Origin of the sequence: Pontibacter russatus, assembly GCF_009931655.1 — a bacterium.
Classification (GTDB): Bacteria; Bacteroidota; Bacteroidia; order Cytophagales; family Hymenobacteraceae; genus Pontibacter; species Pontibacter russatus.
Genome location: NZ_CP047984.1, coordinates 1,981,768 through 1,997,500, shown reverse-complemented (window position 1 = coordinate 1,997,500; position 15,733 = coordinate 1,981,768). Strand labels below are relative to the sequence as shown.

Sequence of the window (15,733 nt, the reverse complement as noted above, 5' to 3'; positions counted from 1 at the left end):
TCCCTAATCAGGCTCCCGAGAAAACCCGCTAAGCGTTTAAATGGCTTGCCGCCCGTACCGCAAACCGACACAGGTGGTCGAGGAGAGAATCCTAAGGTGCTCGAGTGAATCACGGCCAAGGAACTCGGCAAAATGACCCTGTAACTTCGGGAGAAGGGGTGCTTCCTCATGGCAACATGAGAAGCCGCAGTGAAGAGGCCCAGGCGACTGTTTAACAAAAACACATGGCTTTGCGAAATCGAGAGATGAAGTATAAGGCCTGACACCTGCCCGGTGCCGGAAGGTTAAGAGGGGATGTTAGCCGCGAGGCGAGGCATTGAATCGAAGCCCCGGTAAACGGCGGCCGTAACTATAACGGTCCTAAGGTAGCGAAATTCCTTGTCGGGTAAGTTCCGACCTGCACGAATGGTGTAACGATCTGGGCGCTGTCTCAGCCGTGAGCTCGGTGAAATTGTAGTCTCGGTGAAGATGCCGAGTACCCGCAACGGGACGGAAAGACCCCGTGCACCTTTACTATAGCTTAGCATTGACGCTGGGTAACCCATGTGTAGGATAGGTTGGAGGCTGTGAGGCGGTGTCGCCAGGCATCGCGGAGCCGTCCTTGAAATACAACCCTTGGGTTGCCTGGCGCCTAACCTCCCTTGAGGGGGGACAGTGCTTGGTGGGTAGTTTGACTGGGGTGGTCGCCTCCAAAACAGTAACGGAGGCTTTCAAAGGTACCCTCAGCACGCTTGGTAACCGTGCGCAGAGCGCAATAGCAGAAGGGTGCTTGACTGTGAGGCCCACAAGCCGAGCAGGGCCGAAAGGCGGATATAGTGATCCGGTGGTTCCGCATGGAAGGGCCATCGCTCAAAGGATAAAAGGTACGCCGGGGATAACAGGCTGATCTCCCCCAAGAGCTCATATCGACGGGGAGGTTTGGCACCTCGATGTCGGCTCGTCACGTCCTGGGGCTGGAGAAGGTCCCAAGGGTTCGGCTGTTCGCCGATTAAAGTGGCACGCGAGCTGGGTTCAGAACGTCGTGAGACAGTTCGGTCCCTATCTGTTGCGGGCGTCGGAGATTTGAGGGGCCCTGACCTTAGTACGAGAGGACCGGGTTGGACGAGCCGCTGGTGGACCTGTTGTATCGCCAGATGCAGCGCAGGGTAGCTACGCTCGGACGGGATAAGCGCTGAAAGCATCTAAGTGCGAAACCCGCCCCAAGATGAGATCTCCCTTGAAGGGCCGTCAGAGACGATGACGTCGATAGGTGGCAGGTGTAAAGGTGGAGACACCACAGCCGAGCCATACTAATTGCCCGGGCGCGTTCCCAACAGGGCCGCACACGGCCCGCCCCTTCCCTCCCCTCTCTTTCCCCCATCATGCCAATCGACTACAAAGCCATCAGGCACGGCCGGCAACCGTGCGAAGAGAATGGCGGCTATGGCTCCGGTGAGCACCTCTTCCCATCCCGAACAGAGAAGTTAAGCCCGGACGCGCCGATGGTACTGCCCTCACCGGCGGGAGAGTAGGTGGCCGCCAACCCCACGCAAGCACACCCCTGCGCTAAAGACAGCGCAGGGGTGTCCGCGTTTAAGAAAAGCCGGCAGGCGGAGAGGTACAAAGCCTTTTGTATATCTGAACAAGAGCGGGCTTGAGCTACCCTATATATAGCTACAAAAAGCGCGGGGAGGCCCCGGCTATATATAGCCGGGGCCTCCCCGCGCTTTTTGTAGCTTATTTGAATCAGATGGTGATAAACTTTGGATGGATGAGGTTTTCGATAGAGAATACTTCATCCCATTTCTCCTGTGTGATACGCATGCGTTCCAGCACCGTAATCTGATGGATGGATTTTCCGGTGGCTAATGCCTCCTTTGCAATAGAAGAGGACTCTTCGTACCCTAAGATGGGATTCAGCGCTGTAATGATGCCAATGCTGTTCATCACCATGTTCTTACAAATCTCTTCATTAGCGGTGATGCCATCCACGCACTTCTCCTGCAAGGTATAACAGGCGTTGCTCATATAGGTGAGGGAAGTGAAAAGGCTGTAGGCAATAACCGGTTCCATCACATTCAACTGCAACTGCCCCGCTTCGGCAGCCATGGTGATTGTCACATCCGCGCCTATCACATAATACGCCGTCTGGTTCACCACTTCTGGAATGACAGGATTTACCTTGCCGGGCATAATGGAAGAGCCTGGCTGCATGCGTGGCAGGTTTATCTCGTTAATGCCCGCCCGCGGCCCCGACGACAGCAAGCGCAGGTCATTACATATCTTCGATATCTTCACGGCTGTGCGTTTCAGGATCCCAGATACCTGCACATAGGCTCCCGTATCGCAGGTGGCCTCTATCAGGTCTTCTGCCAGCACTACCGGGATGCCTGTTATATCGCGAAGGTGCTTGGTCACCAACTGCGGGTACCCCTCTGGCGCGTTGATGGATGTACCGATTGCCGTGGCTCCCATGTTTATCTCACAGATAAGCTTTTTTGCCTCATCCAGGCGCTGTATATCTTCTTTGATGGTGGTGGAGAAACCATGGAATTCGGCGCCCAATGTCATAGGCACGGCATCTTGCAACTGTGTCCGGCCCATCTTCAGCACGTTTACAAACTCTTTGCCCTTTCTGTCGAAGGCCTGTTCCAGCGTCTCCAGGCTTTGTATATACCCTTCTATTTTTTTGTAAAGCGCCAGCCGGAAGGCGGTGGGGTAGGCATCGTTTGTGGACTGGGAAAAGTTGACGTGGTTGTTAGGGTGCACGTAATCATATTCTCCCTTCTGATGCCCCAGCAGTTCCAGGGCTATATTCGCGATTACCTCGTTCACGTTCATGTTCACGGAAGTGCCGGCGCCGCCCTGAATCATATCGGTCACGAACTGATCAAGGTATTCCCCGGCTATCAGTTTGTCAGAGGCGCGGCATATGACCTCGGCTATTTCGGGAGCCAACACGCCACAGTCGCGGTTGGCCATGGCGGCGGCTTTCTTTACATAGCCGAAGCCCTGTATAAGCAGCGGCTCTTTAGATATAGGAATACCTGTTATATGAAAGTTGTCTAAGGCGCGCGCAGTCTGCACCCCATAGTATACTTCGTCAGGGATTTCTTTCTCTCCCAGAAAGTCATGCTCAATCCTGTATTTTTGCATCTTGTCAGGTTATATGTAGAAAGGGGATTTTCAGGCTTCATCAGCTATTCTGAGGGATGGCCTTGGCAGTGGAATATTCAGCTCGGCGGCTGTGTTTAAGAGAATGTCGGTGGCATATTGCTTTGTGCAGCGCAACTGGCCCGTTATGCTGTAGTCCGTTATCAGGCTTTGGTTTATGATCAGCCTTGTGGCGAATTCCCCGTACCTGGCCGCCAGGTGCTTTTGCACCGCCGTTAGTTCCTCTTTGCGTATTTCAGTTTCGGGGTTGCGCGGCGGGCGCTGCCAGCGGTTCTGGGGATAGTCGTGGCTGATGCCCTCGGCTTTGGCGTTTTCCCTGGCCCGCTCCAGCGCCTCTTGCAGCAGCTTCTCGTTGCGCGGCCTCTTCAGCGCGCCGTGTATGCCCTTGGTATGGTTCAGCCACTCGTGTACGTCAGTATTCGGGTGGTTGGCCAAATCCACCAGGCCATCATTCGAGATGACGTAGGAGGACGGCTTGTTCAATTGCCTGCCCATCTCGTCCCGGAAAGCATATAGCTCCTTCAGGATGTACTGCTGGTAATAGTTGAGCCTGAAAGCGTTGCGAAGCTTCAGGTGGGGATTCTCCGGCTCGGTATAAGTCAGCGACTCCAGCAGCAGGTTTTCCTCCAGCAGCCAGTGCAGGCGGCCCTCCTCCTCAATCTGCGTTACCAGCCTGCCTTTTACGCGGTGCAGGTAAATCACGTCGATAGCCGCATATATAAGCTGCGCCTCGGTAAGCGGCCGTGTGTTCCAGTTGCTCGATTGCTGCGATTTGTCTATCTCCTGGCCAAATTCCTCTTTCATGACAGTGGCCAGCGACGATCGCTCGTAGTTGAGTATTTTGGCGGCTACGTCCGTATCAAGTACGCCCCGTATGCTGCAGCCCAGTTTGTCGAGCAGGAGGATGTCATTATTGGCGTGATGGATAATCTTGGTGATGGACTTGTCCTCGAGCAGCGCGAAGAGGGGTGTCAGGCTGCTGAGGGGCAGTGGGTCGATGATGTAGCAGGTGCCCCGCCCATCGGATATTTGTACCAGGCACAGGTTGAAACCATAGGTAAAGCGGTTCTGATCGAACTCAAGGTCAAGGGCAAGTTCCCTGTTCTGGCGCAAATGAGCAACCGCTTCCTGCAACTGCCCATCCGATTCTATTAGCTTTATGGTCACGCCATCGTGCGTGAGCGTTGTGTTTTCCATTCCTAAAGATAAAAATGTTATAGCATATACCACCACCCGCAACCTTACATTTGTGGCGGTGCGGGGCAAATACAGAGGCACAAAAAAAGTCCCTGCCAAGCGGCAGGGACTTTTTATATATAAAGTATCTGATTACTCTACCGGAGGAGTCTCTTCCTGGATTTCATCCGCTACACCATCGTCCACGGTGGTATCCTCCAGAACAGTGGTTTCGTCTGTGGCATCCATGTCGGTGTCCAGATCAGTCTCCATATCGGCTTCGATTTGGTCAGTGGTTTCTATGTTCTCAGATTCGGTTGTCATATTTTCTTCGCCGCTGCTGCAAGCTGTGAAAGCAAACATTGTAAAGGCGGCAAAAGCTAATTTCCATGTATTTTTCATAATCTTATACAAATTGGTTTTGTACTTCTTTATACGTAAGCCGGGGAAAGGTAACCCCGCAGGTAAGTGAAAATTGGCTTTTTTGAAGTTAGCGGCAAAGAAACGTAAGTGAATGGAGTGAAAAAACAGAGTAACCACGCATTGGGCTGAACGTGCAATTAGGATGTGTGAGCCGCCGTGCTTATTTAGTTAAAAATAATTATGGATAAAATCATACCTCGGGCATAAAACGTATACAAGACATCCGTTAGCGGAATGGCAGCCGGATGTTGAGGGAAAAACAAACCAACTATAAATCTACAGCTATGATAAAAACATTATTTAAAAGTATGCGGGCACTGCCGCTGTTCTTGGTGCTGACCCTTCTCTCTGGCTGTGAGGAGCTGGAGGACCTTCTGCCGGATGATAAAAATGACGCCGCCACCTACTACGGACCAACGAAAGATATCGGGAACGGCACGGCCCGGACCTGGGTAAAAATATCACATGACGGGGAGCCCCTGGCAGTGGGAATCAGCATGACGGAGGATGCGCTTGAGGGGCTGCCCGAAACAATGGGGATGTATATGCTGGAGATGCCCAAGCAGATGTCGTCCACGCTTTATGAAATGGTGATGCTGGACTGGAACCCGCAAGGCCACGAACCAGACCCCATATACACGCATCCGCACTTCGATATGCACTTCTACATGATTTCGGACATGGAGCGAATGGCAATTCCCGGTGGCCCGCACCCGCACACCCCTGCCTTTATGGAGAACTATATCCCGGCTAACTATATAACTGGTTTCCCTGAACCCAATATGGGTGAGGCTGTGCCGGGGATGGGGGTACACTGGGTGGATGTAACCTCGCCTGAGTTTCATGGGCACGACTTTACGAAGACCTTTGTATATGGTTCTTACAACAATGAGGTTATCTTCCACGAACCCATGATTACAACAGCTTATTTGAAAGGGCTTGCCCCAGATGCAAAGGAAACGGCTAAAGTGCCCCAGCCGCTTAAAGTGCAGAAGACTGGCTATTATCCCACATCCTACTCCGTTGCCTACGATGCTATACCGGGCGAGTACATCATTTCGCTGCGGAACATGAAATACAGGATGGCACAGTAAGCCAGGCCATATATAAACAGGGGGGCGGTGCTGCAGCACCGCCCCCCTGTTTATATATGGATATATGGTTGTCATGGAACCCGCCGGTTTGGGATACTCCAGAACCAGACTTTACCCGGAGCAACATGAGGTTGCTTTAGCAATAGGCAAAAGCCACGGTATTAAGTGCTGTTTATACATAGCTGATGAGGCTTCCATATATGCTACTGCAGCGTGTCAGCGCTGTCGGTTGGCGCTGCAAGCGAGGCTTCGCGCCTGGCTTTAAACTCGGTGCCGGGCTTCCACTCAGGTACTTTTTCGGCGTTGGCTACCTTATATCCTACCAGCATGAAAAGCTGCAGATCCTCCACGGCACCCTCCAGGTTCCAGTTGTCGCGCACCTCGTCCGACGGTTTATGGTAGTCTCTGGCGGTATAGCGGTCGCTCCACTGCTGCACAAAGTCGGCAGGCTGGTTGCGCACCGCTACCCCCGATTTGGCATATAAGGCCGGCACGCCCTGCTTCGCAAACTCGAAATGGTCAGAGCGGTAGAAAGAGCCTTTCTCCGGCGATGCCTCCGGCACGATGTGCCGGTCCTGGGTGGCGGCGGCCTCTGCCAGCACATCTTCCAGGGTGGTGTTGCCGTAGCCTATCACCATCACGTCCGCGGTGGGGCCGTAGGCGTTCAGCACGTCCATGTTGATGTTGGCCACGGTCTTGTTCAGCGGGTAAAGCGGGTTCTCGGCATAATACTTGGAACCGAGCAGCCCTTTCTCCTCCGCCGTCACAGCCAGGAACAGGATGGAGCGCTTCGGCTTCTCGGGCAGTTTGGAGAAGGCCTCCGCCAGTTCCAGCAGGCCTGCCGTGCCGGAGGCATTGTCCAGCGCACCATTATATACCTGGTCTCCCTGCAGGGTCTCGTCCTTGCCCAGGTGGTCCCAGTGCGCCGTATATACCACGTACTCGTTTCTCAGTTCCGGGTCAGCGCCCTCCAGTTTCGCCACCACGTTCTGCGACTGTATCTCGCGCAGCTTGTTTTGGATGCTGAAACTGGCGGTGGCGTTGAGCGGCACCGGCTTAAAGTCTTTCTGCAGGGCTGCCTGCTTCAGCTGCTCCAGGTTTTTACCGGCGGCCGAGAAAAGCTGCTGCGCCTTTGCCTGGGTTATCCAGGCCTCCACCGCCACGCGGTCTGTGTTGTTATTGTCCTTTTGGATATCGAAGTTCTCCCGGCTCCAGCTTCCCGACACCACCTCGTAGGGATAACCTGCAGGCTCCGTTTCGTGGATGATGACAGCGGCGGCGGCGCCTTTCTCGGCGGCAATCTCGTATTTATAGGTCCAGCGGCCGTAGTATGTCATGGCTTTGCCGCCAAACATGGTGGAGTCGAGTTCGCTGGTGTTGCCTGCGGCGGGTATGGGCGGGTCGTTTATCAGCATCACGATTGTCTTCCCCTTCACATCAAGGCCTTTATAATCGTCCCAGCCGTACTCCGGGGCCACAATACCATATCCCACAAACACCATCTCAGAGTTGCTGATGTCGATTTGAGGCACGAAGCGCCGGGAGACAGCCACGTAATCGGCCGGGAAATCCAGCGGAATTGTCTTGCCTCCCGCTTTAAAGGTTGCTTTAGGCTGTGCCGTAAAACCGACCATCGGCACCTCCTGCACGTAAGTGCCGTCCGGGTTGCCAGGCTGCAGGCCCAGTGCCTTAAACTGGCGCACCAGGTAGCCAACGGTGGAGTCCTCGCCCGCGGTGCCCGGCGCGCGGCCTTCGAAGGCGTCGGAGGCCAGCACAGAAGTGTGCTGCAGGATTTCGTCGGCGGTGATGCTTTGCAGGGCAGGCTGCAGGTTGGCGCTGTCGGCGGCAATGCCATCGGCGGTGGCTGTTGTCGCCTCCGCTTCGCCTACCTCCCGGGAACTCTCGTTGCAGCCTGATGCCAGCAAACCCAGCAGGCCAAGTAATAACACATGTTTTCTCATAGATTTTGGTTACGGTTTAGCCTGTTCCGGGTTTCTGCCGTGCAGGCCACTTTATATGCTTGCTCAAGCGGCGATTTCCCAACTGGAAGGCACCCCACGGTGTAGCTCCCGGATTAACGTGAGGCTGCCAGCCAGGTTCTGCCGCAACTGGCACTCCCAAAGCACAATACGCTGCCAGCCCGCCTCGCGGTACTGCAACTGGTACCGGGCGTCACGGGCCTGGTTCTTCTCAAACTTATCTTTCCAGAAGGGCGCGTTGGTTTTCGGCAGGGCAGGCTGGCAGTGGGGGCAGCGGTGCCAGAAGCAGCCGTGTATGAAAATGGCGAGCCGACGGCCAGGGTAGCAGATATCGGGTCTGCCGGGGGCTTTGGCCCAATGCACGCGGTAGCCGCGCAGGCCAGCGTGCCAGAGCGCTTTGCGCACCGTAAGCTCCGGCGTGGTGTTTTTGCTTTTGTTGCCCCGCATATAGCGGCTCACTTTTTCCGCTGCAGTCAGCAGGGGCGGCGGAGTCTTGTACTTTTTCTTTTTTCGTTTTGCTGCCAAGCAATGCGTCCCATATATACAGCTACAGAACATGCGGCGGGGGCAGATAGTGCCCAGGTTGGGAGGTTACAGGCGGTAGTAGATGCGGTTCATGGCGCTGTTGTAGGGGTCGTAGCCGGGGCGTTCCCGGCAAAACCTGTCGTCGAGCAGCTCCACGTCCTTCATATCGCTGAACAGGAAGCAGTGCCAGCCAGCTTCTTTGTCCACCGCGTATTTGCTGTCGAGCCAGGCACAGAGGCAGTCCTCGTTGCGCAGGTTGCTGCCCAGCAGGTGCGGCTCCACAACATACGTCTCATCTCTGTAGCCGAAGCGAATGAGCAGCCTTGCACCCACCGCTCTCGAGAGGTCTTCTAACAGGCGACTGTACATGCGACATATACTTTTGGGGTATGTTACTTAGGGGTATTACCCACTATAAATATAGAGATAGATTTAGGTGATAGACAGGAAACAGGCAGGTGCAAGGTAACATATAAAATGCGTCGGGGAAGGCACGAAAGCGGAGGGGAAAGATTGAATAGAAGGAGCATTTAAATATATGGCCAGCGGATAACAACGCACAAAGTAACATTTTGCAAACCACACGGCCAGAGTGAAGTATGCGCGGTAGCCAAGCGGCATGGTTTCGGGGTTGCTGCACCCCAAAAGGCAGGGCTGAAGATTGCACTGAAAACCACAACTGTGTCCGCCGCATGCCCTCTGTGGCAGCGTGTTCCCCAGATTGACGGCTGAAAAGCGGTAGATTATATAATCCTGCTACAAAAGATGGGAGGTTGTGTACGATTTATTTAACTTACGGCGATTATTTTAGAGTGCCCCATAAGGTGCATTTCTGAAACAAGCGGGCACTGTTGCAGGTTTATATTGGAAGCGGTGTCTTTATCTGAAAAATATATTTGCTTACGCGTATACGCAATACACGATATTGATTTATACCTAGTAGTTTTGCTTTAATACAAAAGTAGTACACAATTTATGGATAGATATAGCTATATCGCCAATGCGCACGGCGATTATATTGATGAGTTGTACAAAGCTTACCAGCAGGACCCGGAGTCGGTGGAGTTTGGGTGGCGCAAGTTCTTTGAGGGTTTCGACTTCTCCGCCACCTACAGCGGGAACGGGCACGACGCAGAAACTGCAACAGTAACTGCTGCCCCCGCCAAAGCGGCTGCCGCGCAGGGCGAGTCTGAGAAGGAGGTGGCCGTGCGTAATTATATATACGCTTACCGCAGCCGGGGCCACCTGCGCTCTAAAACCAACCCGGTGCGCGAGCGCAAAGACCGCAAAGCGTACCTCGACCTGAAAGACTTCGGACTGTCTGAGGCCGACATGGACACGGTTTTCCAAGTGGGGGAGGTCATCGGCATCGGGCCAGCCCCGCTGCGCGATATAGTGGATGCCGTAAAAAAGATATATGAAGGCCCGGTCGGCTATGAGTACATGTACATCCGCGACCCGGAAGTGCTGACCTGGCTGCAGGAAAAAATTGAGCGGGAGTTCCTGAACTTCGACCCGCCCCTGGAATATAAAAAACGCATCCTGTCCAAACTGAATGAGGCGGTGGTGTTTGAGAACTTCCTGCACACGAAGTTCCTGGGCCAGAAGCGCTTCTCCCTGGAAGGGGGCGAAACCACGATCCCTGCCCTGGATGCCATCATCAACAAGGCGGCTGAGCTGGGCGCCGAAGAAGTGGTGATCGGGATGGCGCACCGGGGCCGGCTGAACGTGCTGGCCAACATCATGGGCAAAACCTACGAGCAGATTTTCTCGGAGTTTGAAGGCACGGCCGTGCCGGATTTGACGATGGGCGATGGTGACGTAAAGTACCATATGGGCTTCTCTTCGGAGGTTGACACCCCTTCAGGACGTAAGGTTAATCTGAAACTGGCCCCCAACCCCTCGCACCTGGAGGCGGTGAACCCGGTGGTAGAAGGCTTTGTGCGCGCCAAGATCGACTGCATGTATGAGCACGACGCCCGTAAGATTCTGCCGATCCTGATACACGGAGACGCTGCCGTGGCTGGCCAGGGCATTGTGTATGAGGTCACGCAGATGGCGAAGCTGAGCGGTTACCAGGTGGGCGGCACCATCCACTTCGTGATTAACAACCAGGTGGGCTTTACCACCGACTTCGAGGATGCCCGTTCGTCTATCTACTCCACTGACGTTGCCAAGATCATAGACGCTCCGGTGCTGCACGTGAACGGCGATGACCCCGAAGCGGTGGTGTTTGCCGTGCGCCTGGCAACGGAGTACCGCCAGAAGTTCGGCAACGACATCTTCATCGACATGGTGTGCTACCGCCGCCATGGGCACAACGAGGCAGACGAGCCGAAATTCACGCAGCCGCAGCTGTACAACATCATCTCGAAGCACGCCAACCCGCGCGAGATATATAACAAGAGCCTGATTAGCCGTGGCGAGATTGACGCCGAACTGGCGCAGAACATGGACAAGGAGTTCCGGCAGATGCTGCAGGACCGCCTCGACATGGTGAAGCAGAAGCCCCTGCCTTATAATTACCAGGTGCTGGAGAAAGACTGGCAGGTACTGCGCCGCTCCACGCCCGAGGACTTCAACCAGTCGCCGGAGACAGGTATTTCTTTAGAGGCCGTTGAAACCGTGGGCAAGGCGCTGACAGAACTGCCGCAAGGCTTCAAGCCGCTCAAGCAAATCGAAAAGCTCATCAAGGAGCGAAGGGAGATGTTCTTTGAGACGAAGCAGCTGAACTGGGCTGCCGGTGAACTGCTGGCCTATGGCTCTATCCTGCTCGACGACAAGATCGTGCGTTTCAGCGGGCAGGATGTGCAGCGGGGCACCTTCTCGCACCGCCACGCCGTGCTACACGATGCTGTTACCAGTGCGCCCTACAACAGCCTGAACCATATGGCTGAAACCCAGGGCTCGTTCGAGATCTATAACTCGCTGCTGTCGGAGTATGGGGTGCTGGGCTTCGAGTTTGGCTATGCCATGGCGAACCCCAATGCCCTGGTGATATGGGAGGCCCAGTTCGGCGACTTCGCCAACGGCGCCCAGGTGATGATAGACCAGTTCGTGACAGCCACCGAGTCGAAGTGGCAGCGCATGAATGGCCTGGTGATGCTGTTGCCGCACGGCTACGAAGGCCAGGGGCCGGAGCACTCCAACGCCCGCCCGGAGCGTTTCCTGCAGCTCGCTGCCGAGCACAACATCTTTGTCACCTATATCACCACACCGGCCAACTTCTTCCACCTGATGCGCCGTCAGCTGGCGCTGCCGTTCCGCAAGCCGGTCATCAACATGTCGCCTAAGTCGCTGCTGCGCCATCCGCTGGTGAGCTCGCCGGTGGAGGATTTCACGTCAGGCAGCTTCCGGGAGGTGATTGGGGATAGTTACGCAGACACTACCTCCGTGAAGAAAGTATTGCTCTGCACCGGCAAAGTCTATTTCGACCTGCTGGAGGAACAGCAGAGGAACAACCGCCGGGACGTGGCCCTTATCCGCCTGGAGCAGTTGGCGCCGTTCCCGAAAGTGCAGCTGGCTGCTGAACTGGAGAAGTATCCAGGTGCGAAAATATACTGGGTACAGGAAGAACCGGAGAACATGGGCGCGTGGACTTTTATTCTGCGCCTGATGCGCAGGCAGGTAGAGGACGTTATCTCGCGCAAGGCAAGCGCCTCGCCTGCCACAGGATACAACAAGGTACACGCCAAAGAGCAGCAGGAAATCATTGCTCGCGCGTTCTCGGTATAGGTATGGAAGAAGGAATCCATGCAGGTTATATATAGACACCCTTCCCAATTATTCGTAATCCATAATTTGTAATTCGTAATTGACATACATATGAGCTTAGAAGTTAAAGTGCCTGCCGTAGGTGAGTCCATCACCGAGGTGACCATAGCCCAGTGGCTAAAGAAAGACGGCGACCGAGTGGAGATGGATGAGGTGATTGCGGAGCTGGAATCTGACAAAGCCACATTCGAACTGCCAGCCGAGGGTGCAGGCATTTTACGCATTATAGCCCAGGAGGGCGAAACCATTGACGTGGGGGCCATCATCTGCCGCATCGAAGAGGACGGCGCAGGAGCACCAGCGCCAGCCGCCCCATCTGCCGAAGCAGCTTCCGGCACCGCGGCACCAGCTGCCCCACAGCAAGCGGCAGCGCCTGCCGCGGCCCAGGGCGGCGGCGAAACCGTGGAAATGGTAGTGCCCACCGTAGGGGAGTCGATCACGGAGGTAACCATCGCCAGCTGGCTGAAGAACGATGGTGACCACGTGGAGATGGACGAGGTGATAGCGGAACTGGAGTCTGACAAAGCCACGTTCGAACTCCCGGCTGAGGCAAGCGGCACGTTGCAGATTGTGGCCAAGCAGGGCGACACCATTGAGATAGGCGCCACCATCTGCAAGATAATAGCCGGGGCCGGTGCCACGCAGGCAAATGCCCAGGCCGCCGCCAAGCAGGATGCCGCCACGCAACAAGTGGCCTCCAAACAACCAGCGGCACAGCCTGCTGCTGCCACTGGCTACGGCAACCAGACCTATGCCTCCGGCACGCCTTCGCCGGCTGCTGGCAAGATTCTTTCTGAGAAAGGCATCAGCCCGTCGGATGTGCAGGGCACGGGCCGCGACGGCCGCATCACCAAAGAAGATGCGGTGGCCGCACAAAAAACCGCTGCCAGGCCAGCCACAGCTCCTGCTCCAAAGAAGGATGCTGCTGCTGAGGCTCCTGCCGCCGCCGGAGAGCGCAACCAGCGCCGTGAGAAAATGAGCTCGCTGCGCAAAACAGTGGCCCGCCGCCTGGTGCAGGTGAAAAACGACACGGCCATGCTCACCACCTTCAACGAGGTGGATATGAAGCCGATCATGGACATCCGTACCAAGTACAAGGAGAAGTTTAAGGAGAAGCACGAAGTGGGGCTGGGTTTCATGTCGTTCTTCACGAAGGCCTGCACCGTGGCGCTGCAGGAGTGGCCGGCCGTGAACGCGCAGATCGATGGCAACGACATCATATTTAATGACTTCTGCGATGTGTCGATTGCCGTTTCTTCGCCAAAAGGCCTGGTGGTGCCGGTTATCCGCAATGCAGAGAGCCTGACGCTGGACGGTATCGAGAAAGAGGTAGTCCGGCTGGCCAAAAAAGCCCGCGACGGCAAGCTGTCAATAGAGGAGATGACGGGCGGTACCTTCACCATCACCAACGGCGGTGTGTTCGGCTCTATGATGTCGACGCCGATCATCAACGCGCCGCAGTCGGCCATACTGGGGATGCACAACATCGTGCAGCGCCCAGTGGCCATCGACGGTCAGGTGGAAATCAGGCCTATGATGTACCTGGCCCTGTCTTACGACCACCGCATCATCGATGGCCGCGAGTCGGTGAGCTTTCTGGTGCGCGTAAAAGAGCTGCTGGAAGACCCGATGCGCTTATTGCTTGGCGTCTAACAACGCCTGCACAATAAGCGCAGTTAAGAGTTAGAAGTTATGAGTTAAGAGTGAGTGCGGAAAAAACATAAAATTTTCGTAATTCACTTTTAACTCTTAACTCTAATCTTTTAACTATAAAGGTATGGCTGATAGCATTGTAGCTCAAAAACCATTTCAGTTCGCCATCCGGATTACCAAGCTTTATTTATACCTAAAAGACCAAAGGCAGGAGTTTATACTTGCAAAGCAACTGGTAAGAAGCGGAACATCTATGGGAGCTAATACCGAAGAAGCTATAGCGGCGCAATCCAAACCAGATTTCATTCATAAGCTACAAATTGCTCTGAAAGAAGCACGGGAAACAAGCTATTGGTTAAGACTGCTACAAGCAGTTAATTTAATTGAAACAGCAGCCTTTGAAAGTATTCACAAAGACTGTATTGAGTTGCAAAAGATGTTAAGTAGCATCATTCTTATTTCAAAAAAGAACAACTCTTAACTCATAACTTTTAACTCTTAACTTGAACGAAGTGAAATACGACGTAACCGTTATCGGTTCGGGTCCCGGGGGCTATGTGGCGGCGATACGCTGCGCCCAACTGGGCTTGAAAACCGCGATTATAGAGAAATACAATGTACTGGGAGGCACCTGCCTGAACGTGGGCTGTATCCCTTCCAAAGCGCTGCTCGACTCCTCGGAGCATTTCCACAATGCGGCCCATACGTTCAAGGAGCATGGCATCGAGCTGGACAACCTGCAGGTGAACCTCCAGCAGATGATCAAGCGCAGAGGCGAGGTGGTGAAGTCGAACAACGATGGCATTGCCTTCCTGATGAAGAAGAACAAGATCGACACGTACTACGGCCTTGGCTCTTTCGTGAACAGGAACACCATCAGAATTACCGATGCCGAGGGAAAAGAACAGCAAATCGAAACAGACAAGGCCATCATCGCGACCGGCTCCAAGCCATCGTCCCTGCCGTTCCTGCCCATCGACAAAAAGCGCATCATCACATCTACAGAGGCGCTGACGCTGACGGAGGTGCCCAAGAACCTGATCATCATCGGCGGCGGCGTGATTGGCCTGGAATTGGGGTCGGTATATGCCCGCCTCGGTGCCAAGGTGCAGGTGGTGGAGTACCTCGATTCCATCATCCCGACCATGGACCGCGCACTGGGCAAGGAGCTGCAGCGCATTTTGAAAAAGACGCTGGGCTTTGAGTTCTTCTTCAACCACAAAGTGACCGGCGCCACCAATGCTGGCGAAACGATGACTGTAACCGCAGAGAACCCGAAAGGCGAGACAGTGACATTTGAGGGCGACTACGTGCTGGTATCTGTTGGCCGCAAACCCTATACCGAGGGGCTTGGCCTGGAGAACGCCGGGGTGCAGATGGGCGAGCGCGGCATGATTGCCGTAAATGACCACCTCGAAACAAACGTGCCCGGTATATATGCCATCGGCGACGTGGTGCGCGGGGCCATGCTGGCGCACAAAGCCGAGGAAGAGGGCGTGCTGGTGGCCGAGCAGATCGTGGGGCAGAAGCCGCACATCAACTACAACCTGATTCCGGGGGTGGTCTATACCTGGCCCGAAGTGGCAGGCGTAGGCTATACCGAGGAGCAACTGAAGGAGCAGGGCCGCGCCTATAAGGTTGGTTCGTTCCCGTTCAAAGCCTCCGGCCGTGCCAAAGCCTCGATGGACACCGACGGTTTCGTGAAGGTACTGGCAGACAAAGAGACGGACGAGATCATTGGGGTGCATATGATCGGCCCGCGCATTGCCGACTTAATAGCCGAAGCGGTAACAGCGATGGAGTTCCGCGCCTCCGCCGAGGATGTGGCCCGCATGAGCCACGCGCACCCCACCTACGCCGAAGCCATGAAAGAGGCTTGCCTGGCCGCGACGGAGAACCGCGCCATCCACATATAAAAGCTGCGTACTCTTTCATCCATATATAACCAGCGCGCCC

At 54.9% G+C, this 15,733-nt stretch carries 11 protein-coding genes and 2 rRNA genes (1 of these 13 cut by a window edge); 7 read left to right on the top strand and 6 right to left on the bottom strand.

Going from position 1 to position 15,733, the window contains the following annotated elements; translation table 11 throughout:
- Together GSQ62_RS07960 and rrf are read left to right on the top strand one after the other, a co-directional pair.
- Positions 1-1,313 (top strand): 23S ribosomal RNA (locus tag GSQ62_RS07960); it begins 1,580 nt to the left of the window's first position.
- A 99-nt stretch (positions 1,314-1,412) separates the two neighbouring features.
- A 5S ribosomal RNA gene (gene rrf, locus GSQ62_RS07955) occupies positions 1,413-1,524 on the top strand.
- 201 nt (positions 1,525-1,725) lie between these two features.
- On the opposite strand, the gene aspA is transcribed toward rrf, so the two are convergent.
- From aspA to GSQ62_RS07940, 3 genes are all read right to left on the bottom strand, one after another.
- Positions 1,726-3,135, bottom strand: coding sequence for an aspartate ammonia-lyase (gene aspA, locus GSQ62_RS07950; RefSeq protein WP_161889017.1), 1,410 nt, complete (start codon positions 3,133-3,135; stop codon positions 1,726-1,728).
- A 30-nt stretch (positions 3,136-3,165) separates the two neighbouring features.
- Positions 3,166-4,350, bottom strand: a complete 1,185-nt coding sequence (locus GSQ62_RS07945) for a ribonuclease D (RefSeq protein ID WP_161889016.1) — start codon at positions 4,348-4,350, stop codon at positions 3,166-3,168.
- Positions 4,351-4,482: 132 nt separating this feature from the next.
- Complete coding sequence (locus GSQ62_RS07940; RefSeq protein ID WP_237587071.1) at positions 4,483-4,653, bottom strand: hypothetical protein; 171 nt, start codon at positions 4,651-4,653, stop codon at positions 4,483-4,485.
- Between the two features lie 383 nt (positions 4,654-5,036).
- On the opposite strand from GSQ62_RS07940, the gene GSQ62_RS07935 reads away from it, so the two are divergent.
- Positions 5,037-5,846, top strand: coding sequence for a DUF5602 domain-containing protein (locus GSQ62_RS07935; protein ID WP_161889014.1), 810 nt, complete (start codon positions 5,037-5,039; stop codon positions 5,844-5,846).
- Positions 5,847-6,049: 203 nt separating this feature from the next.
- Here GSQ62_RS07935 and GSQ62_RS07930 read toward each other — a convergent pair whose 3' ends face one another.
- The 3 genes from GSQ62_RS07930 to GSQ62_RS07920 all read right to left on the bottom strand — a co-directional run bounded on the left by GSQ62_RS07930 (position 6,050) and on the right by GSQ62_RS07920 (position 8,719).
- On the bottom strand, positions 6,050-7,807 hold the full coding sequence (locus GSQ62_RS07930; protein WP_161889013.1) for a M28 family metallopeptidase: 1,758 nt from the start codon (positions 7,805-7,807) through the stop codon (positions 6,050-6,052).
- 63 nt (positions 7,808-7,870) lie between these two features.
- The gene (locus tag GSQ62_RS07925; protein WP_161889012.1) at positions 7,871-8,350 is read right to left on the bottom strand and encodes a very short patch repair endonuclease; all 480 of its coding nucleotides are present in this window, start codon (positions 8,348-8,350) and stop codon (positions 7,871-7,873) included.
- 66 nt (positions 8,351-8,416) lie between these two features.
- On the bottom strand, positions 8,417-8,719 hold the full coding sequence (locus GSQ62_RS07920) for a hypothetical protein (RefSeq protein WP_161889011.1): 303 nt from the start codon (positions 8,717-8,719) through the stop codon (positions 8,417-8,419).
- Positions 8,720-9,325: 606 nt separating this feature from the next.
- Between GSQ62_RS07920 and GSQ62_RS07915 the strand changes: the two genes are divergently transcribed.
- From GSQ62_RS07915 to lpdA, 4 genes are all read left to right on the top strand, one after another.
- A complete protein-coding gene (locus GSQ62_RS07915) occupies positions 9,326-12,085 on the top strand; it encodes a 2-oxoglutarate dehydrogenase E1 component (protein ID WP_161889010.1) in 2,760 nt (919 codons plus the stop codon).
- A gap of 90 nt (positions 12,086-12,175) precedes the next feature.
- Positions 12,176-13,777 carry a 2-oxoglutarate dehydrogenase complex dihydrolipoyllysine-residue succinyltransferase gene (gene odhB / locus GSQ62_RS07910; RefSeq protein WP_161889009.1) on the top strand — a complete coding sequence of 534 codons (1,602 nt, stop codon included), beginning with the start codon at positions 12,176-12,178 and terminating at the stop codon, positions 13,775-13,777.
- Positions 13,778-13,901: 124 nt separating this feature from the next.
- A complete protein-coding gene (locus GSQ62_RS07905; protein ID WP_161889008.1) occupies positions 13,902-14,258 on the top strand; it encodes a four helix bundle protein in 357 nt (118 codons plus the stop codon).
- Between the two features lie 31 nt (positions 14,259-14,289).
- Positions 14,290-15,693, top strand: a complete 1,404-nt coding sequence (lpdA, locus tag GSQ62_RS07900) for a dihydrolipoyl dehydrogenase (protein WP_161891362.1) — start codon at positions 14,290-14,292, stop codon at positions 15,691-15,693.
- Positions 15,694-15,733 lie beyond the last annotated feature (40 nt).

Excerpts from the sequence above, each read along its gene's own strand:
- aspA (WP_161889017.1), bottom strand. The coding sequence starts at position 3,135 with ATGCAAAAATACAGGATTGAGCATGACTTTCTGGGAGAGAAAGAAATC.
- GSQ62_RS07945 (WP_161889016.1), bottom strand. The coding sequence starts at position 4,350 with ATGGAAAACACAACGCTCACGCACGATGGCGTGACCATAAAGCTAATA.
- GSQ62_RS07940 (WP_237587071.1), bottom strand. The coding sequence starts at position 4,653 with ATGACAACCGAATCTGAGAACATAGAAACCACTGACCAAATCGAAGCC.
- GSQ62_RS07935 (WP_161889014.1), top strand. The coding sequence starts at position 5,037 with ATGATAAAAACATTATTTAAAAGTATGCGGGCACTGCCGCTGTTCTTG.
- GSQ62_RS07930 (WP_161889013.1), bottom strand. The coding sequence starts at position 7,807 with ATGAGAAAACATGTGTTATTACTTGGCCTGCTGGGTTTGCTGGCATCA.
- GSQ62_RS07920 (WP_161889011.1), bottom strand. The coding sequence starts at position 8,719 with ATGTACAGTCGCCTGTTAGAAGACCTCTCGAGAGCGGTGGGTGCAAGG.
- GSQ62_RS07915 (WP_161889010.1), top strand. The coding sequence starts at position 9,326 with ATGGATAGATATAGCTATATCGCCAATGCGCACGGCGATTATATTGAT.
- odhB (WP_161889009.1), top strand. The coding sequence starts at position 12,176 with ATGAGCTTAGAAGTTAAAGTGCCTGCCGTAGGTGAGTCCATCACCGAG.
- GSQ62_RS07905 (WP_161889008.1), top strand. The coding sequence starts at position 13,902 with ATGGCTGATAGCATTGTAGCTCAAAAACCATTTCAGTTCGCCATCCGG.